Annotated in this window: 21 protein-coding genes and 3 pseudogenes; 18 read left to right on the top strand and 6 right to left on the bottom strand. The window is 69.6% G+C overall.

All coding sequences use genetic code 11. The annotated features are described in order from the left end of the window. Window positions 1–182 precede the first annotated feature (182 nt). Entirely contained in the window at window positions 183–392 is a 210-nt protein-coding gene (locus IEZ13_RS40155; RefSeq protein WP_183226807.1) for a hypothetical protein, read from the top strand. A 200-nt stretch (window positions 393–592) separates the two neighbouring features. On the opposite strand, the pseudogene IEZ13_RS47180 reads toward IEZ13_RS40155, so the two are convergent. From IEZ13_RS47180 to IEZ13_RS40145, 3 genes and pseudogenes are all read right to left on the bottom strand, one after another. Continuing rightward, window positions 593–790: pseudogene (locus IEZ13_RS47180) on the bottom strand (transposase); the annotation flags it as partial. Between the two features lie 56 nt (window positions 791–846). Further along, window positions 847–993: pseudogene (locus IEZ13_RS47175) on the bottom strand (transposase); the annotation flags it as partial. 251 nt (window positions 994–1,244) lie between these two features. Next, complete coding sequence (locus tag IEZ13_RS40145; protein WP_183226806.1) at window positions 1,245–1,895, bottom strand: TetR/AcrR family transcriptional regulator; 651 nt, start codon at window positions 1,893–1,895, stop codon at window positions 1,245–1,247. Window positions 1,896–1,983: 88 nt separating this feature from the next. Here IEZ13_RS40145 and IEZ13_RS40140 point away from each other — a divergent pair, with 88 nt between their 5' ends. From IEZ13_RS40140 to IEZ13_RS47170, 7 genes are all read left to right on the top strand, one after another. Beyond that, window positions 1,984–3,693, top strand: coding sequence for an acyclic terpene utilization AtuA family protein (locus tag IEZ13_RS40140; protein ID WP_183226805.1), 1,710 nt, complete (start codon window positions 1,984–1,986; stop codon window positions 3,691–3,693). 50 nt (window positions 3,694–3,743) lie between these two features. Then, window positions 3,744–5,279: an acyl-CoA carboxylase subunit beta gene (locus IEZ13_RS40135; RefSeq protein ID WP_183226816.1), complete on the top strand. Its 1,536-nt coding sequence runs from the start codon at window positions 3,744–3,746 to the stop codon at window positions 5,277–5,279. A gap of 11 nt (window positions 5,280–5,290) precedes the next feature. Then, entirely contained in the window at window positions 5,291–7,219 is a 1,929-nt protein-coding gene (locus tag IEZ13_RS40130; RefSeq protein WP_183226804.1) for an acetyl/propionyl/methylcrotonyl-CoA carboxylase subunit alpha, read from the top strand. Further along, entirely contained in the window at window positions 7,219–8,376 is a 1,158-nt protein-coding gene (locus IEZ13_RS40125) for an acyl-CoA dehydrogenase family protein (protein ID WP_183226815.1), read from the top strand. The genes IEZ13_RS40130 and IEZ13_RS40125 overlap by 1 nt, the downstream gene beginning before the upstream one ends. A 13-nt stretch (window positions 8,377–8,389) precedes the next feature. Further along, window positions 8,390–9,136, top strand: coding sequence for an enoyl-CoA hydratase family protein (locus IEZ13_RS40120; protein WP_183226803.1), 747 nt, complete (start codon window positions 8,390–8,392; stop codon window positions 9,134–9,136). Between the two features lie 239 nt (window positions 9,137–9,375). After that, window positions 9,376–9,930, top strand: a complete 555-nt coding sequence (locus IEZ13_RS40115) for a hypothetical protein (protein ID WP_183226802.1) — start codon at window positions 9,376–9,378, stop codon at window positions 9,928–9,930. Between the two features lie 10 nt (window positions 9,931–9,940). Further along, window positions 9,941–10,129 carry a hypothetical protein gene (locus tag IEZ13_RS47170; protein ID WP_229795639.1) on the top strand — a complete coding sequence of 63 codons (189 nt, stop codon included), beginning with the start codon at window positions 9,941–9,943 and terminating at the stop codon, window positions 10,127–10,129. Window positions 10,130–10,216: 87 nt separating this feature from the next. On the opposite strand, the pseudogene IEZ13_RS47165 reads toward IEZ13_RS47170, so the two are convergent. Continuing rightward, window positions 10,217–10,285: pseudogene (locus tag IEZ13_RS47165) on the bottom strand (hypothetical protein); the annotation flags it as partial. A gap of 739 nt (window positions 10,286–11,024) precedes the next feature. Between IEZ13_RS47165 and IEZ13_RS40105 the strand changes: the two are divergent. The 10 genes from IEZ13_RS40105 (at window position 11,025) to IEZ13_RS40060 (ending at window position 20,393) form a co-directional block, all read left to right on the top strand. Then, window positions 11,025–12,923 carry a glycosyltransferase family 2 protein gene (locus tag IEZ13_RS40105; protein ID WP_229795637.1) on the top strand — a complete coding sequence of 633 codons (1,899 nt, stop codon included), beginning with the start codon at window positions 11,025–11,027 and terminating at the stop codon, window positions 12,921–12,923. Next, window positions 12,920–14,869: a radical copper oxidase GlxA gene (gene glxA / locus IEZ13_RS40100; RefSeq protein WP_183226800.1), complete on the top strand. Its 1,950-nt coding sequence runs from the start codon at window positions 12,920–12,922 to the stop codon at window positions 14,867–14,869. Before IEZ13_RS40105 ends, glxA begins: the two co-directional genes overlap by 4 nt. A 3-nt stretch (window positions 14,870–14,872) precedes the next feature. Next, a complete protein-coding gene (locus tag IEZ13_RS40095) occupies window positions 14,873–15,949 on the top strand; it encodes a glycoside hydrolase family 6 protein (RefSeq protein ID WP_229795635.1) in 1,077 nt (358 codons plus the stop codon). Between the two features lie 233 nt (window positions 15,950–16,182). Next, window positions 16,183–16,842, top strand: coding sequence for a hypothetical protein (locus IEZ13_RS40090; protein WP_183226799.1), 660 nt, complete (start codon window positions 16,183–16,185; stop codon window positions 16,840–16,842). A 530-nt stretch (window positions 16,843–17,372) separates the two neighbouring features. Next, on the top strand, window positions 17,373–17,741 hold the full coding sequence (locus tag IEZ13_RS40085) for a hypothetical protein (RefSeq protein WP_183226798.1): 369 nt from the start codon (window positions 17,373–17,375) through the stop codon (window positions 17,739–17,741). 364 nt (window positions 17,742–18,105) lie between these two features. Beyond that, the gene (locus tag IEZ13_RS40080) at window positions 18,106–18,453 is read left to right on the top strand and encodes a hypothetical protein (protein ID WP_183226797.1); all 348 of its coding nucleotides are present in this window, start codon (window positions 18,106–18,108) and stop codon (window positions 18,451–18,453) included. Then, window positions 18,450–19,310, top strand: a complete 861-nt coding sequence (locus tag IEZ13_RS40075; RefSeq protein WP_183226796.1) for a MerR family transcriptional regulator — start codon at window positions 18,450–18,452, stop codon at window positions 19,308–19,310. Before IEZ13_RS40080 ends, IEZ13_RS40075 begins: the two co-directional genes overlap by 4 nt. Further along, entirely contained in the window at window positions 19,310–19,654 is a 345-nt protein-coding gene (locus IEZ13_RS40070) for a rhodanese-like domain-containing protein (protein ID WP_183226795.1), read from the top strand. Before IEZ13_RS40075 ends, IEZ13_RS40070 begins: the two co-directional genes overlap by 1 nt. Continuing rightward, window positions 19,651–20,082 carry a MerR family transcriptional regulator gene (locus IEZ13_RS40065; RefSeq protein ID WP_183226794.1) on the top strand — a complete coding sequence of 144 codons (432 nt, stop codon included), beginning with the start codon at window positions 19,651–19,653 and terminating at the stop codon, window positions 20,080–20,082. The genes IEZ13_RS40070 and IEZ13_RS40065 overlap by 4 nt, the downstream gene beginning before the upstream one ends. Continuing rightward, a complete protein-coding gene (locus IEZ13_RS40060; RefSeq protein WP_183226793.1) occupies window positions 20,079–20,393 on the top strand; it encodes a hypothetical protein in 315 nt (104 codons plus the stop codon). Before IEZ13_RS40065 ends, IEZ13_RS40060 begins: the two co-directional genes overlap by 4 nt. A 218-nt stretch (window positions 20,394–20,611) precedes the next feature. On the opposite strand, the gene IEZ13_RS40055 is transcribed toward IEZ13_RS40060, so the two are convergent. After that, entirely contained in the window at window positions 20,612–21,865 is a 1,254-nt protein-coding gene (locus IEZ13_RS40055) for an MFS transporter (RefSeq protein WP_183226792.1), read from the bottom strand. A 14-nt stretch (window positions 21,866–21,879) separates the two neighbouring features. Further along, on the bottom strand, window positions 21,880–23,295 hold the full coding sequence (locus tag IEZ13_RS40050; protein WP_183226791.1) for an NAD(P)-binding domain-containing protein: 1,416 nt from the start codon (window positions 23,293–23,295) through the stop codon (window positions 21,880–21,882). Between the last annotated feature and the right edge of the window lie 3 nt (window positions 23,296–23,298).

Genomic DNA, 23,298 nt, shown 5'->3' with positions numbered 1-23,298 from the left:
ATCGTCGCGTCCAGCATCGCGGCCTGCTCGCCCGTCGGGGCGAGTTTCAGCAACTCGATCACCATCACTTATTGAAGATATGCCTCAATGCTGGAGATGCCATGACGACACGCCCCCGCGCCGTACCAGGCTTCCTCCCGGCCCCGACGGACCGGGCTTCCGCCCTTGATGCCCGGTGAAACATGGGCTGGCAAGAGTTCACGACTAGCCACCAGGTCGGCGACCTCGTCGAGGGCGTGGTGACCAAACAGATACCGTTCGGCTCGTTCGTCGAAGCCGACGGCTGCACCGGTCTCGCGTACCAGCAGACCTGGCCGGTCGACACTCGCGTATCGGTCAGGATCGTCGCGATCGACGCCGACCAGCAGCGCTTCAGTGTCGAAGCCGCGTAAGTAAGCGCTGACCCGGGAGACCATGACCCTCCCGGGTCAGCACCCCTGCCATCATCGGCTGCAATCCTCCCGGTGACGGACACCGACGCAATTGGCCGACAGAAGCCGCAGCCAGAATGCGGTCTCGCCCGTCGCGCACCGGGCGGCTGTGGCGTAAACAGGCGGCGGGCCGCCCTGGCGTCGGAGTACGGAGTAGAGGGTCATTCCGGCGCACGGGATCTTGGGTCGAGGCGTTGCAGGGTCGGGAACGCGTGCGCGGCGGAGACGAGGGTGGTTTGGTGGTGTCAGCCTTGCCAGGTGTGGCCTTCGTAGTGGTCCAGGCCGAGGCCGGTCTTGACCTCGCGGTAGTCGTGCTCGATGCGCCAGCGCAACTTCGCCAGCCGCACCAGACGCCGCATCGGGGGCCGCACTTGAACCAGCCGGTGTCGTCCAAGGCCCATGCCGTCGGCTCGATCGCCTCATCCATCCGGACCGCGAGGCGTTGCCGCACTGCGGCGGCGTCGCAGGGGCTGTTCGTGACGAAATGGTTCAGAGCCTGCTCATGCGGGCCGGCGGGTGGGGCCGCCATCGGTTGGATCGACTTGTGCCGCCCGTCGAGCATCAGTCGCCGCAAGTAGTCACCGGCCCGGTCCTGCCAGCCCACACGCGTCAGCGGCGCGAACACATCCCTGACGAAATCGTCCAGGTCATCGGCGAGACGCTGCACGGCAACGGTATCCACACCTCGACAACATCAAGATCAAGACCTATTCGTCACCATCGACCACCCGAGAGTGACAAAGCACTACTGGGCTGAACGCGTCTCCCGATCGAATGACGCAACAGAGCCCCCTGCGGAGTTGTGCGAACCCGCTACGCCGGGTTCTGGGCGTTGGTGTCGGGAATCCGGAGGCCGATGGCCGACGCCCAGAGCCGGGAGAGATGGTCGACCATCTTCTCCGTGTCGAGGGGTTCGCGTAGTTCGTCGATGATCACGGCTACCTGCTCGACCATGCCGCCGAGTGCGATCGCGGTCAGGCGGGGATCGAGATCGGGGTTGGCGAGCCCGGCTGCCTGCAGCCGGCGGATGCCTTCCTCGCTGCGGCCGACGTAGAACTCACGAACCTCAAGGAGCAGGCTGCGCAGGTTGTCGTCGAGGTAGGCGCCATGCTCGACCATTCGGAGCACTTTGGCGGCTTTGCCTTTGGCGGCCAGGAACCGGCGGTTCGCTTCGACGATGCGTGCGTACGGGTCGTCGGGGGTGTCCGGCACCAGGCTCGCGGTGATCATCTGACCTGCGGCCGCTTGGACGATCTTGCGCAGCAGATCGTCTTTGGACTCGAAGTAGGTGTAGAAGGTCCCATAGGAGACGCCGACCGACTGAGTGACGGCCTCGGTGGTGAACCCCGCCCACCCGTGCTCCTCGATGATCTCCCGGCCGGCGGCGATCAGCGCGTCGTGGGTTCGCCGGCCCTTGGCGGTGGCCGGTGCGGTCGGTGCGGGGTTCGTTCGAGTTCGTCCCATCAGACTTCTCACCTTACTTGACTACTTTGTCAGAAAGTTTAGTGTGGCGGTCACCACTACATCGATGGTCGAGGTGTTGAGCCGGACAATGCGTACGATCCGTATCGGAAACTGCTCGGGCTTCTACGGTGACCGCTTCTCGGCGATGTCCGAGATGCTCGAGGGCGGGCCGCTGGACTACCTGACCGGGGACTACCTGGCCGAGCTGACCATGCTCATCCTGGGCAAGGACCGCCAGAAGGACCCGTCGCTCGGCTACGCGAAGACCTTCCTGCGGCAACTCGCCGGCTGCCTCACGCTGGCCCGGCAACGCGGGGTACGGATCGTGACCAACGCCGGTGGACTCAACCCGGCCGGGCTCGCGCAGGCCATCCGAGCCCTGGCGACGGAGCAGGGCACCGAGGTCGCCGTCGCCCACGTGCAGGGCGACGACCTGATCGGCGAGGCCGCGGCACACGGCTGGCCGGGAGCATTGACCGCCAACGCCTACCTCGGCGCCTTCGGGATCGCCGAAGCGCTCAACGCCGGCGCCGACATCGTCGTCACCGGCCGCGTCACCGACGCGGCGCTGACGCTGGGACCGGCGATCGCCGAGTTCGGTTGGGAGCGCACCGACTTCGACCGCCTGGCGGCCGGCGTCGTCGTCGGTCACATCCTCGAATGCGGCACGCAGGCCACCGGCGGCAACTTCTCCGGTTTCGCCACGGTCGACACCACCCGCCCGCTGGGCTTCCCACTCGCCGAGGTCAGCGCGGACGGAACCGCCGTGGTGACCAAACATCCCGGCACCGGAGGCGCGGTCACGGTCGACACGGTCACTGCGCAACTGGTGTACGAGGTGGCCGGGCCGCACTACGCCAATCCGGACGTGACGGCGTGCCTGGACACGGTCGAGCTGCAGCAGTCCGGTCCCGACCGGGTGCGGGTCAGCGCGGTGCGCGGTGTCGCCCCTCCCCCGACGACGAAGATCGCCCTCAACAGTGTCGGCGGGTGGCGGAACACCGTCGAGTTCGTCCTGACCGGCCTGGACATCGAGGAGAAGGCGAGCTGGGTGCGTCAGCAGATCACGCAGGCACTCGATGCCCGGCCGCCGGCGGAGATCGTGTGGGACCTGGCACGCACCGACCATGCCGACCCCGCCACCCAGTCAGCGGCCTCAGCGGTGCTGCGCTGCTGCGTCAAGGACCCTGATCCGGCTGTGGTGGGCCGCGCGTTCAGTAGCGCCGCAATAGAACTGGCCCTCGCGTCCTATCCGGGCTTCCACGTGACCGCGCCGCCCGGCCCGGGGGCCCCGTTCGGGATCTACCGTGCCGCCTATCTGCCCCAGGAGATGGTGCCCCACGTCGTGATCCGGCCCGACGGCACGCCGGTGGACATCGCGCCGCCGCCGGTGACCGCAGACCCGCCGGACGAGGCGGTGGCCGGCTTCGGGCGTACCCACGAAGGGTTGGAAGTTGAAGTGCCGTTGGGCCGTTTGGTGTTTGCGCGGTCCGGAGACAAGGGCGGAACGGCCAACGTGGGGGTCTGGGTCCCGGTCGGTCATCCCCGGCGGGCCGAAGCGTACGCATGGCTGCGTGACTGGCTGACGCCGACCGTCGTCTCCCGGCTGCTTCCGGAGTCGGCGGGACTCGGCATCGAGGTTTTCGCGCTGCCGAATCTCCGCGCGGTCAACATTGTGATCGAGGGACTTCTCGGTGACGGTGTCGCGTCGTCCACCCGTTTCGACCCGCAGGCCAAGGCCGTCGGCGAGTGGCTGCGCGCACGCACCGTGAACCTGCCCAAGGAGCTTCTCCCGTGAAAACCAGCGTCGATGCGACCTCGCCCGGCTACGCCGCCAATCGGGAGGTGATGCTGGAACGCGTCGCCGACCTCGCGGCGCAGCAGGCCACAGCCCTGGCCGGAGGCGGCCCCAAGGCCGTCGAGCGGCATCACCGGCGCGGCAAGCTGACCGCCCGGGAGCGGATCGAACTGCTCATCGATCCGGACTCGCCGTTCCTCGAGCTCGGCGTCCTGGCCGGCTGGGGAACCGATTTCGCGGTCGGCGGTTCGGTGGTCACCGGTCTGGGTGTGATCGAGGGCGTGGAGTGCATGATCATCGCCCATGACCCCACGGTGAAGGGTGGCGCGTCCAACCCGGTGACCGTGCGCAAGATCTTCCGCGCCAACCAGATCGCCGGGCAGAACCGGCTGCCCACCATCACGCTTGTCGAGTCCGGCGGAGCGGACCTGCAAACCCAGAAGGACATCTTCATCCCGGGCGGCGCGGTGTTCCGTAATCTCACCGCCGCCAGCGCCGACCGCCGGCCCACGATCGCTCTGGTGTTCGGCAACTCCACGGCCGGTGGCGCCTACGTGCCGGGGATGAGCGACTACACGGTCATGGTCAAGGGTGGGGCCAAGGTCTTCCTCGGCGGGCCGCCGCTGGTCAAGATGGCCACCGGTGAGGAGTCCGACGACGAGTCGCTCGGCGGGGCCGAGATGCACGCGCGTACGTCCGGCCTGGCCGACTTTCTGGCCGTCGACGAGCTCGACGCGCTGCGGATCGGACGGTCCATCGTGCGCCGGCTCAACTGGCGCAAGGCCGGGTCCGCTCCGCAGACGAACTACGCCGAGCCGCAGCTGGACACCGAGGACCTGCTCGGCATCGTGCCGGCCGACCTGAAGGTCCCGTTCGATCCCCGTGAGGTCATCGGCCGCATCGTCGACGGCAGCGACTTCGATGAGTTCAAACCGCTGTACGGGCCGTCGCTGGTGACCGGCTGGGCGCAGTTGCACGGCTATCCGATCGGGATCCTCGCCAACGCGCAGGGAGTGCTGTTCAGCCAGGAGGCGCAGAAGGCCGCCCAGTTCATCCAGCTGGCCAACCAGAGCGATACACCGCTGCTGTTCCTGCACAACACCACCGGCTACATGGTCGGCGCCGAGTACGAGCAGGGCGGCATCATCAAACACGGCGCTCAGATGATCAACGCGGTGTCGAACTCGACCGTCCCGCATCTGTCGGTGGTGATGGGTGCCTCGTACGGGGCCGGCAACTACGGCATGAGCGGGCGCGCCTACGATCCGCGGTTCATGTTCGGCTGGACCGGCGCCAAGTCGGCGGTGATGGGCCCGGCGCAGCTCGCCGGGGTCATCTCGATCGTCTCCCAGCAGGCGGCCGCGGCCCGAGGGCTGCCATTCGACGAACAGGGTGACGCCGCGATGCGCGCCATGGTCGAGAAGCAGGTCGAGGAACAGTCCCTGGCCTACTTCACCTCCGGTCTGGGGTATGACGACGGGGTCATCGATCCCCGCGACACCCGCACGATTCTCGGAATCTGCCTCTCGGCGATTCACAGCGCGCCGGTGGCCGGCGCCCGTGGCTACGGCGTCTTCCGCCTGTGAAAGGGGATCCGTTGATCCGCAGGATTCTGGTCGCCAACCGTGGAGAGATCGCACGCCGGGTGTTCCGTACCTGTCGCGCTCTCGGCATCGCGACCGTTGCCGTGCATTCCGACGCTGATGCCACCGCCCCGTTCGTCGCCGACGCCGACACGGCGATCAGGCTGCCGGGCAGCGCGCCGGCCGACACCTACCTGCGCGGTGACCTGATCATCGAGGCGGCACGGGCGGCGGGCGCCGACGCCATCCATCCCGGCTACGGTTTCCTCTCCGAGACCGCCGCCTTCGCCAGCGCCGTCGAGGCGGCCGGCCTCACCTGGATCGGCCCGGCGCCGGAGTCCATCGCGACGATGGGCAGCAAGGTCGACGCCAAACGAGTCATGGCCGCCGCCGGGGTGCCGGTTCTGGAGGTCGACCTCGCCACCGTCACCGCGGCGGACTTGCCGCTGCTGGTCAAGGCGTCGGCAGGCGGGGGTGGCCGGGGCATGCGGATCGTGGAATCACTCGACCTGCTTGCCGAACAGATCGCGAAGGCCGAGGCGGAGGCAGCGTCCGCGTTCGGCGACGGGACCGTCTTCGCCGAGCCGTACCTGCCGACGGCACGGCACGTCGAGGTTCAGGTCCTCGCCGACACGCACGGCACCGTCTGGGTGCTGGGCGACCGTGACTGCTCGATCCAGCGCCGCCATCAGAAGGTGGTCGAGGAGGCGCCCGCGCCCTATCTACCCGATCAGACCCGTACCGCGTTGCATGCCTTCGCCCGGGCCGCCGCGCAGGCGGCGGGATACCGCGGAGCGGGAACAGTCGAGTTCCTCGTCGATCAGGACCAGATCTTCTTCCTCGAGATGAACACCCGCCTGCAGGTCGAGCACCCGGTCACCGAATGCGTCACCGGCCTCGACCTGGTCGCTCTCCAGATCGCCGTCGCCGAGGGCAAGCCGCTGCCCGGCGAAGCTCCCGCGATCTCGGGTCACGCGATCGAAGTGCGGCTCTACGCCGAGGACCCGGCCGCCGGATTCGCTCCGCAGACCGGCCGCATCCGGATCTTCGACGTGCCGGAACATCCGGGCGTACGGGTCGACTCCGCGATCGAGGCCGGCAGTGACGTCGGCGTCCACTACGACGCCATGCTCGCCAAGATCATCGCCTGTGCCGACGATCGCGACACCGCGATCCGGATGCTCGGCGACACCCTGCGCCGCGCACGGTTGCACGGCATCACCACCAACCTCGACCTGCTGCGTGCCGTACTCGCCGACAAGGAGTTCGTGGCCGGGCGGATGCACACCACCCTGCTCGACGAGCGCCTCGACCTGTGGACCGGCGGCGACGATCCGCGGCGGCTCGCCAAGGCCGCGATGGCGGCCGCCATCGGGCAGGCCACCCAGACCGCCGCGGCAGCGCCGGTGCTCACCCGGATCCCGCCCGCCTGGCGCAACGCCGCCAGCCAGCCCCGGCAGCGCACCTACCGGCGCGGCCAGCAGCAGTACGCCGTGACATACACGTCGATCGGCCACCGGCTGATGTCGGACTTCGTCGCCGGTGTCGACGTCATCGACGCCCGGGGCAACCAGGTCGTGCTGAGCGACGGCCCGATCCGGGAAACCTACCGGGTCACCGTCGCGGGCACCGCGGTCGATGTCGACGGCCCGTCCGGGTCCGTCGGTTTCGAGCTGATCCCCACCTTCGTCGACCCGGCCGAAACGGTCGTCCACGGCTCGCTGCTCGCGCCGATGCCGGCGGCGATCACCGCGGTTGCCGTCGACGTGGGCGCCGTGGTCAGCAAGGGCGACCCCATCGTCGTGCTGGAAGCCATGAAGATGCAGCACACCGTCACCGCGCCGACCGACGGCACCGTCACCGCGCTCACCGCGAGTGTGGGCCGGCAGGTCGTCGCGGGCGCCGTGCTGGCCGTCATCTCGGTCGCCGAGGAGGACCGTTGATCAGTTTCGTCGAGTCTCAGGAACGGCGCGACCTGCGCGCTGCGGTCCGCCAGCTCGGACGCAAGTACGGCGAGTCGTACTTCTACGCGGCCGCGGCCCGCGGCGCCAAAACCACCGAGCTGTGGGACGAGGCCGCCAAAGCCGGTTACCTGGGCGTCTCGATCCCCGAGGAGTACGGCGGAGGAGGCGGCGACATCGGTGACCTCGCCGCTGTCGTGGAAGAGCTGGCGACCGCCGGCTGTCCCCTGCTGCTGCTGGTCGTCTCGCCGGCCATCGTCGGCACGATCATCGCCCGCTCCGGCACCGACGAGCAGAAACAGCGGTGGCTACCGGGCCTGGCCACCGGTGAGGCCCGCTACGCCTTCGGCATCACCGAGCCGGATGCCGGCTCGAACTCGCACCAGATCATCACCCGGGCCCACCGCGACGGCAGCGACTGGGTGCTGACCGGCCGTAAGACCTACATCAGCGGGGTGGACGAGGCCGGTCACGTCCTGGTGGTCGGGCGTACCGAGGACGCGCGTACCGGCAAGCTCAAACCCGCGCTCTTCATGGTGCCCACCGACGCGCACCGGTTCGTCCACCAGCCGATCGAGACCGGCCTGGTCTCCCCCGAGAAGCAGTTCAGCCTGTTCTTCGACGACGTCCGGCTGCCCGCCGACGCGCTCGTCGGTCAAGAGGACGCCGGCCTCGACCAGCTGTTCGCCGGCCTCAACCCGGAACGGATCATGGCGGCGTCGCAGGCCACCGGCACCGCCCGGTGGGCGCTACGCAAGGCCGTCGACTACGCGAGAGAGCGCGAGGTCTGGGGTGCCCCGATCGGCACGCACCAGGCGATCGCCCATCCGCTGGCTCAGATCCACGTCGAGATCGAGGCGGCGCGCCTGCTGACGCAGAAGGCCGCCGCACTCGACGCGGCGGGTGATCTGCAAGCGGCCGGGGAGGCGGCGAACATGGCCAAGTACGCCGCCGGTGAGGTGGCCTGCAAAGCGGTCGACCAGGCGATCCAAACCCACGGCGGCAACGGGCTGGCCGTCGAGTACGGCCTCGTTCAAGCCCTGGCCAACGTACGGCTGTCCCGGATCGCGCCGGTCAGCCGCGAGATGGCGCTCAACTTCATCGCCCAGTTCTCCCTCAAGCTTCCCCGCTCGTACTGATAGGGATCTCGCGTTGACCTCTTCGCTTGTCCATTCGAGCATCGCCGGTGGCGTTGTCACGGTCACGTTGGACAGCCCGCACAACCGCAACGCGCTGAGCAGGCAGTTGATGGCCGAGTTCAGCAGTCGCCTGGCTGCTGCCGAGCAGGATCCCGACGTGCGTGTCGTCCTGGTGCGGTCCAGCGGGCGGGTGTTTTGCGCGGGTGCCGATCTCGCCGAGGCGCGCCAGGGTCTGAGCAGTGACGGGCCGCGTGAGATCGTCCGTCTCCAGCGGCAGATCGCCACCTTGCCCAAGCCGGTGGTCGTCGAGTTGGCCGGCCCGGTTCGCGCCGGCGGCCTCGGTCTGGTCGGCGCGGCCGACATCGTGATCGCCGCGGACTCGGTCACGTTCGCGCTCACCGAAGTGCGGCTCGGGCTCGCCCCGTCTGCGATCTCGTTGAGTCTGCTGCCGCGCCTTGCACCGCGGGCGGCGGCCGACATCTTCCTGTCCGGCCGCACGTTCGACGCCGCCGAGGCCGCCGCTATCGGCCTGGTCACCCGCTGCGTGCCGGACGACGAACTAGCGGCCGCGGTCGCCGAGGCCCTCACCGAACTGGTCAAGGGCAGCCCGCAGGGACTCGCAGAAACCAAACGGCTGCTCACCAGCGACCTGGTCAGCCGCATCGATCGGGACGGGGAGCAGGCCGCGCAGCGCTCGGCCGCGCTGTTCGCCAGCCCGGAGGCTCAGCGGGCGATGCAGGCATTCCTGGAGCGGCGGTGAACGCGGCTGTCCGTTGCCAACGAGTTTTCCGCGCCATCGGATTGTGTTCCAGGCGAGGTAATCGCCATCGAGGTGCGTCCGGCAGAGGCGGCGGCGAGGTCACGCTGCCGGCGCAGCACCGTGTCCGGGCGCACCAGCAGCCGCAGCTGGTGCAGGCCGGGCCCCGGCCGTAACCGAGACACAATGGGCCTGCTACAACTAGGCTCCCGCCGAGTGGGGGCCGTGGAAGGAGACCGACTGTGGACGGTGCCGAGACCGACGGGTCGGAGAATCCAGGGCCTGCCACGAACCGCCGCATCGCGCGCACCATGTTCTTCGCCCTCCTAGCGGTGATGGTGGCGCCGTTCTTCGTCGTCTTGAAGCCCTGGCAGAGGATAGGAACACCGGCCACGGTCGCCGTCGCCCTCCTCGCCGTCGCCGCCGTCGGCTGGTTCTGCCTGGCTCTGCTGCGGCACGCGAACGCCAGGCCGGACTGGTACCAGGCCCGGATCTGGACGACCCTGCCCCAGCCGCCGCTCGAACGGACGGTCACCACCGTCGTGTGCACCGACCTGGTGGCTCCTGGACACTTCCGAGACTTCGTCGAGCGGCTCCGACACGTGCTCGGGGACGGCACCGACGTGGTGTTCGATGTTGAGCCAATGAGCAGGCAGAACACGGTTCACGTGCACACCCCGCTACCCGACGGGCCGGCCGTCCGCTCCGCGGCAGTGGACGCGCTGAGATCGATCGGGGTCACCCGCATCGAGCAACGCCCCGAACCCTTCTCCGCGGAGCAGCCCGGCCCGACATGAGCCTCCGGCAGTGCTCGGACACGTTGAACCCCAGGCGGTCTTCGGGCTCGCCGGCGGTGTCCTCGAGCACCGGAGCGCCGTGGCCACAGACGACCACCATGTCCCGCGCCCTCGGATACGCCGCGACATCGCCCGCATCCGCCAGGCCGCCCAGTTCCGGGTTCGAGGCGATCAGGTCCTCGACGAGGCGAGCCTCTGACCGGTACACCCAGCGCGGCGCATCCCCGGAAGCCGGTTGAGCGCTGGTATGCCCGTGCCGGCAGCGGTAGCCAGCCCGGTTGTTCACCCAATGCCCCGACAGCCGTCGCCCACACACGTCGCAGATCAGCAGACCGGTCAGGCGAAGATCGCCCATTAGCGCTGGCACTCCCCCGCCCCCGCCGCCGAGTCGGCGGCGGCGGTCCGCGATGACCCACGTAAATCACCCTCGGTCACATCGTTGCCGCTTCTGCGTGATTGTTAACGTTCCCACGACCGCGCCGGCAACCTTTCGGAATAGTGGGAGACGACCCCCGATCGGGCCGCCACCGAGCATTCGAGAATGCGTAGCCCAAGAATGTTTCGGGGGCCGCTAAAACGTGGTAACGGCGGATGCCTTACGTAACGACGGTTACAGCGTGTGACGCCCGGGGTCGGGGCCGGCTGGCGCCGCCGCGGACATGACGGCCGTCACGCGCGGCCGTCCACTGTCGATTTCCGCGAAACGGTCAGGCCGAACCGCGCCGACACAGACGGCATTGAACGGCCGGGGCGCCACTACCAGGGCAATCTGGATATAGCGGAAGTGCGGCGCGACACCCTGAGAAGACATTGATCAACTACGCTGCACCAGAACCCGCCGCCACGCTGCGTATATAACTACTCGCCGGTCACGTGTCACTGATCACGTTCGAGGCTCAAATTTATGGCTCGACGGTCTCCTTGTGGAACTGTCGGGAAACATTCAGGAACCCAACCGCAATGGCGCTATTGAAGAGCGCCATTTGCCGGGCGTGAACACGGTTGGCTTCAGCGGCGATCCGTAAAGGACGGTCACCGGTATTACCGTCCCCGTCACATCCGGTAACAGATCCCGCGAGGTGAGAGAACCGTCGATGAGTGTCACTGAAATGCCCCCGGGAAGGACCGAGCGCACCGCCGCGCCCGTACCGATGAACTCGACCGCGGGCGCGCCCGCCGGTCTGGACGACGATCGGACCGGCACATCGCTCCCCGACCCGGGCGACGACGCCACGATGGCCATCCCCGACGGCGGCTACGACTACGCCGGCTTCAGCGTCCTGGCCGGCCAGGCCCGGCACGCGCCGGCACACGGGTACAAGGTCGAGATGCGGCCCCTGGCCCGCCGCCGGCCGATCTCCACGGTGCTGATCACGCTCTTCGCCTTCGCGTTCGAGAGCACCTTCTTCGCCTGGCTGCTCTCCTCGATCGAGGTTCCGGAGCGCACCCTGCACCCCGGGCTGTACGCGGCGACGATCGTCATGATCGTGGCGACCGCGCTGATCGAGCTGTTCCGGCTGGTCAACGTCGTCACGCTGTGCCTGGCAACCCTGTGGGCCCGCGACCCGGTCCCCGTGGTGCCGCAGGCCGACCTGCGGGTGGCGTTCCTGACCACCATCGTGCCGGGCAAGGAGCCCGTGGAGATGGTCGAGCGCACCCTGCGCGCCGCCCTCCAGGTCCGCCACCCCGGCCGGTACGACGTGTGGCTGCTCGACGAGGGTGACGACGAACAGGTGCGCGAGATGTGCTCGCGCCTCGGCGTCAACCACTTCAGCCGCAAGGGCCGACCCGACTACAACACCCCCGCTGGCGCCTTCAAGGCCAAGACCAAACACGGCAACTACAACTCCTGGGTCGACGCCAACGGCGACGACTACGACGTGTTCGTCTCCGTCGACCCGGACCACGTGCCGCTGCCGAACTTCTGCGAACGCCTCCTCGGCTATTTCCGCGACCCGGACGTCGCCTTCGTCGTCGGACCCCAGATCTACGGCAACTACGACAACGTCGTCACCCGCTGGGCCGAGTCACAGCAGTACCTCTTCCACTCCCTGCTGCAGCGCGCCGGCAACAGCCTCGGCGTCTCCATGCTCGTCGGCACCAACAACGCCGTACGCATCAGCGCCCTACGCGGCATCGGCGGCCTGCAGGACTCCATCACCGAGGACATGGCGACCAGCCTCGCGGTGCACAGTGGACGCAACCCGCAGACCGGCAAGCGTTGGCGCTCGGTCTACACCCCGGACGTGCTTGCCGTCGGCGAGGGTCCGTCCTCCTGGACCGACTACTTCAGCCAGCAGCACCGCTGGTCACGCGGCACCGACGAGGTCGTGGTCACCTCCTTCGCCAGGTTCATGTGGAGCCTCGGCTTCCGCCGCGGCCTGCACTACGCCCTGCTCACCTCCTACTACCCGCTCACCGCACTCGCCTGGCTGCTCGGCGCGGTGAACGCCGCCTGCTACCTGGTGCTGGGTGCGAAGGGTGTGCAGGTGCCGCAGGAGGTGTGGCTGATGCTCTACGTGGACGCCGCGCTCTTCCAGGTCGGCCTCTACGTCTGGAACCGGCGTCACAACGTCAGTCCGCACGAGGAGGCCGGCTCGTCCGGCCTGGCCGGCATGCTGGTGTCGACGCTCTCCACGCCGATCTACGTGTCGTCGTTCCTCGGCGCGCTGCTGCGCCGCAACAGCAAGTTCGTGGTGACGCCCAAGGGCGACTCGGCCAGCCCGGACCGGCTGCTCACCTTCCGGCAGAGCCTGCGCTGGGCGGCGTTCTTCGCCGCGCTGCTGGTCATCGCCCCGTTCGCCGGCCACGTGCACGGCGCGATGTGGCTGTGGCCCGCCCTCAACCTGGTCATCTGTCTCCTGCCGCCGGCCATCTGGCTGGTACAGGACCGGCGTCGCCGCCGCGTCCCGTCCCGCCCCGCCGGATCCGACCGCACGAGCGCCGACGCCGGCGCCACCAGGCCCGCCCTAACCGTGGAGTCGCACACATGAGTCCCCGCCCCCGCCCGACCGCGGCCCGCCGCCTGCTCAGCGGGTTCGTCACCCTCGTGGTCCTGACGGTCCTCGCCGTCGTCAACCGGCCCATGGTGGTCTTCGGCGCCGAGAAGCTGCACGAGTTCCAGATCAGCCGGCTGCCCTACACGCAGAAGCACGGATACTGGTCGCGCCTTCCGGTGCCGGCCGACTTCCGGGTCAACGCGATCCACGCCGCGCTGCTGCACACCGGCAAGGTCCTGATCATCGCCGGCAGCGGCAACAACCGGGAGAACTTCGAGGCCGGCACCTTCCGCACCGTGCTCTACGACCCCGCACACGACAAGTTCACCGAGGTGCCCACCCCCACCGACGTGTTCTGCGCGGGACACACGTTCCTCGCCAACGGCAACCTGCTCGTCGCCGGCGGCACCAAGTCGTACGAGGTCCTCGAGAAGGACATCGCCAACGCCGCGGGCGTCATGAAGATCAAGAACGAGTCCGCCGTCGGCGGGCCGCGGTTCTTCCCCAAGGGCACCCGGCTGACCGGCGAGAACGGTTTCGCGTACCTGACCCGCGCCGACGTCACCGTTCCCGCCGCCGTCACCATGAAGCACGGCGACGAGGTGATGACGCACGCCGGCGAGGCTGAGGTGTGGGTCGACGCCGAGCTCGCCGGCGACACCGCCATCGTCCGCGGCCCCGCCCAGTACGCCCTGGCCGGCCTCACCGGCGATGACCGGCGCAACCTCTACGGCCTCGCCGACAAGATCACCCGGGAAAAGCAGGAGTACGGCGGCGACAACACGTCGTACGAGTTCGACCCGAACACCGAGCGCTACATCCGCACCGGCAACATGGTGAAGCCCCGCTGGTATCCGACCCTCGCCGAGACCCCGAACGGCGACGTCCTGGCCGTCTCCGGCCTCGACGGGTTCGGCCGGATGCTGCCCGGCAACAACGAGCGCTACCTCGCCGGTCAGCGGCGCTGGGTCGACGCGCCCGAGCTCAAGCGGGTATTCCCCACCTACCCCGGGCTGCACCTCATGCAGGACGGCCGGCTCTTCTTCTCCGGCTCCAACTCCGGCTACGGCTCCGACACCGAGGGCCGTACCCCCGGGCTCTGGGACCTCACCGACAACCGCTTCCAGACCGTCCCCGGGCTGTCCTACCCCCGCATGACCGAAACCAGCTCCTCCGTCCTGCTCGCACCCGCACAGGACCAGAAGGTCATGATCTTCGGCGGCGGCGAGATCGGCGAATCACCCGTCTCCACCGCCCGCACCGCCATCGCCGACCTCGACGAACCCAAACCCACCTACCGACCCGGCCCCGACCTGCCCGAACCCGCCCGCTACCTCAGCACCGTGCTCCTGCCCGACGACACCGTCCTCACCACCGGCGGCTCCTCCGGCTACCGCGGCGGCGAATACCAGGGCAAGACCCGCAGCGACCTGTTCAACGCGCAGATCTACCACCCCGCCAGCAACAGCTTCGCCCGCGCCGCCGACTCCACCATCGGCCGCAACTACCACTCCGAGGCGATCCTGCTGCCCGACGGCCGGGTCATCACCATGGGCAGCGACCCGCTCTACGACCCCTCCGGCAAGAACCCCGGCACCTTCGAGCAGCGGATCGAGGTCTACTCCCCGCCGTATCTGTTCAAGGGTGACCGGCCCACCGTGGCCGAGGGGCCCGCCGCGGTCCAGCGGGGCACCACCGTCACGTTCACGACCGCCGACGCGGGCCGCATCCGCGCCGCCCGGCTCATGCGGCCCAGCGCCGTCACCCACGTGACCGACGTCGACCAGCGCTCGGTCGCCCTTGACATCACCCCCGTGCCGGGTGGTCTGGCCCTGTCCGTCCCGAAGGCCAAGGGCCTGGTGCCCTCCGGCTGGTACCTGCTGTACCTGGTCGACGACAAGGGCGTGCCGTCGGTCGGCCGCTGGGTGCAGGTGCTCTGACCGATGGCGCGCCATGCCCTGATGCGGCCACGCGGCCGCCGCCCACTCCTGGTGGCGGCCGCACTCTGCGCCGTGCTGCTGCTCGGCGCAGCCGCCTGGTTCGTCGCGAAGGGGGACGCGACGGACCGGGCGGGGGCCGGCGGGCCGACACCGGATGCGAGGGGTTCCGATGCTGCCCCGACCGGACGGCTCGCCGGCTGGCCGTTGTTCGTCGAACGCACCGGGCTGGCCGTAGATCACCTGCGCGGCCTCGAGGCCGCCGGACGCACCGGCGAGGCCGCGGCGATCCGCCGGATCGCCGAGCAGCCGACGGCCACCTGGTTTACCGACGAGGCATCCGGGTACGCCGACCGCGCCCGCCGCCTGGTCCGCGAGGCCGGCGCGGCCGGCCAGGTGCCGGTGCTCTCCGTGTACTACCTTCCCCAGCGCGACTGCTCGGGTCACTCCGCCGGCGGCGCGCGTGACGCCGGCGCGTACCGGCGGTGGGTCGGCGCCCTCGCGGCGGCGCTCGCCGGCCATCGGGCGATCGTCGTGCTCGAGCCGGACGCCGTCGCGCAGGCCGTCGACGGCTGCCTTCCCGCGGCCGCGGCGGCCGAACGCTACCGGTTGCTCGGCGCCGCCGTCGACGCGTTCCGTGCTGTGCCGGGCGTGCGGGTCTACCTCGACGCCGGCAACCCGACCTGGGTCGAGGCGGGCCGGATGGCGCCGGCCCTGCGGGCCGCGGGCATCGACCGGGCGAACGGCTTCGCGCTCAACGTCGCCAACTTCGAGAGCACGCCGGACAACATCGCGTACGGGACGGCGCTGTCGGGGCTGCTCGGCGGCGCGCACTTCGTGGTCGACACCAGCCGCAACGGCAACGGGCCGGCGCAGATGGGCGCCGGCGACCGGCACTGGTGCAACCCGCCGGGCCGGGCCCTCGGTACGCCGCCGACGGTCGAGACCGGGCATCCGCTCGTCGACGCGTACCTGTGGATCAAGCGGCCGGGCGAGTCCGACGGCGCCTGCACCGCCGGCTCACCGCCGGCCGGCCGTTGGTTCCCGCGGTACGCGCTGGAACTGGCCGGTCACCCGGGCTGACCAGAGCGCGTCTGACGGATCATCACGGGTCACGGCGGTCGATCACCGTTGGCGTTGAGGCATGCAGCCCGCACCATAAGCTTTCGACCGTGGCGTTCTCGGCCTGACCATCGAAAGGACGATCTGCGTTTCGGAGTCCTACTCGGCGCGCACCCCCGCCGGGAAAACCGTCTACGACCTCCAGGGCCAAGCGATCCGCACACGGCCTGGCACCTCAGCCAGGTCTTCACCCTATGATCTCGATCATGGAAATGACGGGTGCTCCCCGGCTGGTCCGGCTGTCGTCAAGTCTGCTCGGCGTGCTGGCGGTGACCGGTCTTTTTCTCGTCATCGTCGCGGTGGTGGAACTGCGGTGGTGGGGCACCTCCGCGCCGGAGAAGCTGACGGCGATCTTTGCTGACGTCGCCGATCAGGGCGGGCCGACGCCACCACTGATGCTGCGCGGTCACGGCGGTGCGATCGAGCTGCTCGTGATGGGTGCGGTCGGCGTGGCATGCGGTGTTCTCGCGCCGTTTGTTCTGCGCGGCCGTCGTTGGGCTCGAACCACGATTCTGGTCACCACCGCGACTCTGGTCCTGTGGGGAATGTTCGTCGTCGGCGCCGACGGCGTCGCCCTGACCGGATTCCCCGCCTATTTCGACGAGCTGGCCAGCGAGGGATTCACCGCGCGCATTCCCGAGATTGACGCGCTGCTCTACCCCGACTGGTATTCGTGGACGGAAGACATCGCCCAAGGCCTCCTGCTGGCCCTGTCACTGTCCTGCCTGGTGGTTCTCGCCTGGGCAGTCATCCGGCACGGCGACTATTTCACGACCAAGAAAGCGGATCAGGCCGGGCCGGATGTGTGGCAGGAGACGCTCAGCCGCATCCACCAGAAGGGCACGGGACGGTAAGCGGGGTCAGCAGGAGTCACGCCCGTCGTCAACTGGCAATGCTCTCCGCGGCAGGCCGGGGCAGGCCGTCAGCCCTCACGGCCTGCCCCGGGTCTCCTCCGAGTCGCGGTTGTCTCGTGCGCATCGCCGCGTCCAGCACGGAGCGCAGATCTACGACTGAGCCCGCCACGCCTTGAGGGCCAGCCCAGCAGACCTGCCCCCGTCCGGATGATCCATGTCCCAGACGGCGATGACCTTGCACGTGAGTCGCTGGATGACCGGGATCACTGAAGGCGACGACCCGAATTGAACGTATTTTCACTGCGTAACCGGCCAAACAAATCCGGTCGGGCGGAGAGATGCCAAACGCCGCGTTCGGGCCAAAGGCGGCAAGGGCGACCGAATCAGTTATCCAGGGCCCAAAGCTCTGCGGACCGCAAATCATAATATCGGTAAAAAAGCGTGAGTTCCGGAGATTAGCCGATCTAATTTCCGGGCAGTATCCCACGCGTCAGCTGACTGCTGTAGGCCAAAAGAGAAGGGACGATCCCATGAATCGGATCGCGCGTATCTGGGCGACCGCAGTGCTAGCGGTGGCAGCCGGAGGGAGCATGCTGCCGGCGGCGGCTTCGGCAGACCCGACCGGTCGGACCGGACCGACGGAAGTGTCGGTTTCCACCTCGTGGCCGTGCTGGAAGTACCACGCCGACCGCTGTTACGACCGTTACGGCCACCGTGACAACTACCGTTACGGCCACCGTTATGGCGACCGTGATCACGACCGCTACGGCCACCGTTATGGCGACCGCTACAACCACCGTTACGGCCACCGTTATGGCGACCGTGATCACGACCGCTACGGCCACCGTTACGGCGACCGCTGCTACAAGGGCTATGGCGACCGCTGCCAAGTCCAGTAAGAAGGTGTTGCCGATGTGGGCCGGACGGGTGTCCGGCCCACACATTCGGTGTTAAATCTCCGTTTCCAGCAGCGGCACGGTGCCAACCCCAAAGGCGACAGTGGCTACCGCCCACAGAGCAGACGCTCAGCAAACACGACCTCGCCGAGCTGGACGAGATGCGCGCCCTGATACGCGGCCTCGGTTTCTCGTTCAAGGCCTGGCGCTCGGCGATGCCGTTTACGTGGTATCGGTGCACCGGGGCTGAGGCTCATCGTCGGCCGGCCAGGTGAACGCCTCGAATCTGGGTGTTGCATTCGGTACCTAGGTACAGGCTTACCGTCGAACAGACGGCGCCGCTGGCGCCCTGTTCGAGGAGGCCGGTATGTCTTTCGTGGTTCCGGATGCGTGCACGCTGCCGACGTCGGAGCGGCCGTTGCGGTTGGCGGAGTTCGATGAGTTGTTCGCTACCGCTGTTCGCGAGGTCGAGCAGGTCGACGCGACGCACGCCCGGTTGTACCTGACCGGCCCGGCCGGGTTGGTCCATCGGGTGGAGGACCTGACCGCCCGCGAGACCCGGTGCTGCTCGTTCTTCACCTTCACCACCACGCCGCAGCAGGCCGCCGACGGTGAGGCCGCCGTCCTCGATGTCGAGGTCCCGGTCGCGCACGTTGACGTGCTCGCCTCGCTCGCGGAGCGGGCCGAAGCCGTATCCGCGGCGGCGATGTCATGACCGCCCTGCTGGATATCGCCGAGCTGGCCGACACGTCGGCGGTGCCCCTGGCACGGGTGCGGGCCTACGCGGAGGCCGGACTTCTGCCGCCGGCCCGCAGCGACGGCGACCGCCTCGGCTACCCGCCGGCCGAGGTGAACACGGTCCGGCTGCTGGCCGGCGCCGACGACCTCGGCTTGGACGCCGACACCCTCGGCACCTTGGCCACCGCCTGGCGCGCCGGCGACTGCGCCGACACCCAACAGCGTCTGGTGACCGCGGTCGGCGTCCGGCTCGACCAGGTGCAGGCCGAGATCGCCGAGCACAACCGGCAGGCCGTCGCAGCCGGCCCGGGAAACTCCGGCTGGGCGGCGCAGATCAGCCGCAGCGCGTCGCTGAGTGAGGACGCGGCTCGTCTGCAAGCGGTCGCCGCCGCTCTCGCCACGGCGCCACACGACGGGCCGTGCGGTGACACCTGCGGCTGCACCGCAGCACTGCCAGCGGCGGGCAGCACCTACCACTTCCCGCACGACGCGTCCGATGAGACGTCACTGGCCTGCGACCTGGCTGCCGACGGCGGCGACATGCACAGCCGGATCGACGTGTGGCAGCAGGTCCTGGCCCGCGTGAAGCACCGCGACCCGCTACCGGACAGCCCCGACGGGGTGGCGCTACGGTTCGGTCTCGATGTCGACCTCGCCGGCACCCTGGGCCGGCTGGCAGCCGCCGAGTACCGCTGCTGCTCGTTCGGCAGCTACACCCTCATCATCGACGGCACCGGCCTGCGGCTGGAGATCCGCATGCCCACCGACGCCGCCGGGACACTCGCCGCGATGGTCGGGCTTCCGGACGACATCAGTGCACCTGGAGGCCGGTGATGCGGCGGATCGTCCGTGACCAACTGCGTGCCCTCCTCGACGCCGGAACAGTAATCCTTGTCGAGGCGCTACCGCAGCCGCACTACGACGCCGAACACACTCCGGGCGCGGTCAACGTGCCCGCCGAGTTGACCGCCGAGCAGGCGGCCGCGCTGGCACCGGACCGGGACGCGACCGTGGTCACCTACTGTTCCGGCCCGTCTTGCGGCCGCTCGAAGGTCACCGCCGCCGCGTTCACCCGGCTCGGCTACACCGACGTGCGAGTCTACGAGGGCGGCAAGGCCGACTGGACGCAAGCCGGTCTGCCGTTCGAGGGATCGCGCGCCGCTGCGGGGGCGTCGTGACCGGCGGGTTGCGCACCGGCGAGGTCGCCGAGCAGGCCGGCGTCAACATTCAGACCTTGCGCTACTACGAACGCCGCGGCCTACTCGCCGAGCCGACCCGATCGATCGGCGGGCACCGTCTCTACCCACCGGACACCGTCGCCCTGCTCCACGTGATCAAGGCAGCGCAACGGCTCGGATTCACCCTCGACGAGGTCGCCGAACTGCTCGACGCCGGACGCCGCCGGCACCCGACGGCGGATCTGCGGCAACGCGCCATCAGCAAGATCGCCGAGATCGATCAGAGGATCGCCGACCTCACCGCCATCCGCACCACCCTCACCGAAGTGGTCGACGCCCGCTGCGACAGCCTCACCGACTGCACCTGCACCGACTGCCCGATCCCGTACCTGACCATCGGCAACGCGCCTTCCGGAGGACCTGCATGAGTCGGCCCGTCCCGCCACCGACCCGGACCACACCACCGGTCCCGGCCGTCATCGACAACGCCCCGCCACGCCGGAGCAAGATCACCGGCGGGCTCGCCCTGTTCGTCTGCGCCGCCTGCTGCGCGCTGCCGTTGCTCATCGCCGCCGGCGTGCTCACCAGCGCCGGCGCCGCATTCCTGGAACAGACGCTGCTCGCCGTCGCCGCCGGCCTGGCCGCCCTGGCGCTGGGCATGTGGTGGCTACACCGGCGTCGCTCCGCCCAACGGGCAGGCACGGGTTGCGGCTGCGGCAACACCGGATGCGGCTGCTGACCACGTCTCGGGCGCGGCGCCCGAACGGGGCCGCGCCCAGCCGATGCGCCGGCATGACGGCGCAGGCGACGAAAGCCCGCCGAGTTTCGGTAGCGGCTTCTTGAGGCGAACTCGGATGTCGTCGCGCACCGTGCCGGGTCAGGCGAGGGGTGTCCACGGCAGGTTCCAGCCTGTTCTTGGCTCGGTCGAAGCCGGTTGCGGTGGCGTAGCGCGCCCGGTCAGCCGAGCGGGGCGGTGCCGGGCGCGGTGTGTACGGGCCGTGGGGTGTCGGCGTGGGCGAGGATCCCGGCGACGGCGATCAGGCTGGCGGCGCCGGTGCTGAGCAGGACGGTCAGGTAGCCGCCGGTAGCGGTGAGCAGGAGAGCCGCGGCCAGGGGCGCGCCGGCTTTGGCGAGGGTGACGAACGCGGCGAGGGTGCCGGCGATGCTGGCGTACGCGCCGGTGCCGTACCGGTCGGCGAGAAGTTGCGGGGTGGCGAGGCTGGCGATGCCGAAGCCGAGCCCGAACGCGGTGACGGCGAGGATCGCTCCGATCCGGGTGCCGGCGAGCAGCGGCAGGCTCAACGCGGCGGCGGCTTGCAGGGTGAAGATGGCGGCGACGAGGCGGTGCAGCCGGACACGGCGGCCGGTGGCGGTGAGCAGCAACCGGCCGGTGACCGACAGGACACCGAGCAGCCCGGCCACGGTCGCGGCGAAGGTCGCCGGGTGGCCGCGGCTGGTGAGGTAGCCGACCAGGTGGACGGTCATGGTGGTCATCGCGGCGGCCTGGGCGACGAACGCTACGGTCAGCCACCAGAACCGGCGGTCGCGCATGGCGGCCCGGATCAGGGTCCGCCGGTGGCCGGCGCTCGCTCGCCCTGGTCCGCGCACCACTTCCGGTGGTCGGCGGACGACGAGCAGGTGCAGTGGGACGGCGACGCTCGCGTACAGTCCAGCGAGCAACAGCAGGGTGGGACGCCAGCCGTGCCGGTCGGTGAGCCAGCCGGTCAGCGGCATGAAGATGGTGCTGGCGAACCCGGCGACGATGATCATGCCGAGGATCGCTTTCGGACGGCGGTCAGCGTCGAACCAGGACACCAGTACCGACGTGGCTGCCTCGTATAGGGCCATCGCCATCGCCACGCCGAGCCCGGCGAAGACCATATACAGCTGCCACGTCGTGCGGGTCTGGGACCAGGCCACCAGCATGCCCGCGCCGAGCATCGCCCCGGCGGTCATCAGGGCGCGGCCGCCGTGCCGGTCGAGCCATCTACCGACGGGCACGGCTGCCGCGGCTTGGGCAAGGATCGCCGTCGTGAACGCGCCGGTCACCACGACTGGCGAGGTGTGCAGGTCGGCAGCGATCGGGTGCAGCAGGACGGCGAAGGCGTAGTAGAGGCTGCCGTACCCGATGGTCTGAGTGACGGCGAAGGTCGCGACGATCCACCAGCCGTGGAACGTCCGCCGGCCACTGGTGGTGGCCGGCGGGGTCATGGTTCGCACGGTGGTCAGCAGCAGGTGCCGGTCTGGTCGCCGGACGGCTTGTCGCCGAGGGTGATCAGCACCGGGGCGGTGAGCAGCCCTCCGGCGATCCCGGTCGCCAGGCCACGCCCGGTCGACGCGACCTCGACCGGGGCTGAGGTGCCGCAGCAGCCGCCGCCCGAGCTGATGGTGTCGTCGGCGGCGACCGGGTCGCTGTTGCAGACGCCGGTCTCGGGCAGGTCGAGCTGGACGTCACGGGCGGCGTCCCAGTCACCGGCGAGGGCGGCGACCACCGAGCGGGCCTGTTCGTAGCCGGTGGCGAGCAGGAAGGTCGGCGCGCGGCCGTAGCTCTTGACGCCGATGGCGTAGTAGCCGGACTCGGGGTGGGCGAGTTCGTCGGCGCCGTGCGGCGGGACGGTCCCGCAGGAATGCTCGTTGGGGTCGATCAGCGGTGCCAGCGCCCGGGTGGAGCCGAGGATCGGGTCGAGATCCAGGCGCAGCTCACCGGTGATCGTGTGGTCGGGCCGGAATCCGGTCGCCGAGACGATCCGGTCGGCGGTGACGGTGCGTTCGCCGTCGGACACCTGCACCGAGTCGCCATCAGCGGTGACGCGCTGGACCAGGAAGCGGGTGAGCAGGGTGACGGCGCCGTTCTCTACGGCTTGGCGCAAGCGGGTGCCGAGGGCGCCGCGTTCGGCTAGGGCGTCGGCGCTCTGCCCGCCGTAGGTGCGGGTCGGGGCGCTGGACCGCACGGCCCAGGTCACCTGGGTGCCCGGTTGCTGTTCGGCGAGGGCCGCCAGGGCGAGGATGGTGTTGGCGGCGGAGTGTCCCGCGCCGACCACCAGGATGCGCTTGCCGGCGAACCGGTCCCGGTCGCGGCCCAGAACGTCCGGCAGGGCGCTGTCGATGTGCTCCGCTGCGGTGTTCTCGCCGTGGGCGGGGATGCCGAACGCGCCGAGCACGTTCGGGGTGCCCCAGGTGCCGGAGGCGTCGATGACCGCGCGGGCGTGGATGTCGGTGCCGTCGGCAAGCCGTACCAGGAACGGGGTGCTGTCGCGGCCGGCGCTGCGGACCCGGTCCAGGCCGAGGCGGGTGACCGCGGCGACGCGGGCCCGGTAGCGGATGTGCGGCTTGAGCGCGGGCAGGTCGGCCAGCGGCTGCAGGTAGTCGGCGGCGAGCTGGGCGCCGGTGGGCAGCTTGTCGTCGTCGGGGCGCACCCAGCCCGCGTCGCCGAGCAGGCGGGCGGCGGCCGGGTCGATATTGTAGCGCCAGGGCGAGAACAGCCGCACGTGACCCCAGTCGCGAACGGCGGCGGCCGGGCCGGAACCCGTTTCGAGGATAAGGAACGGCAGGCCGCGCTCGGCCAGATGCGCGGCGGCGGCGAGCCCCACCGGACCGGCGCCGATGATCACGATGGGCAGATCCGGAACATTGCTGGTCATGAG

This window comes from Actinoplanes campanulatus (assembly GCF_014647795.1).
In the GTDB taxonomy this organism is placed as follows: domain Bacteria; phylum Actinomycetota; class Actinomycetes; order Mycobacteriales; family Micromonosporaceae; genus Actinoplanes; species Actinoplanes campanulatus.
Note: the sequence above shows the minus strand (reverse complement) of the source record. Positions and strands in the feature narration are given on the sequence as shown.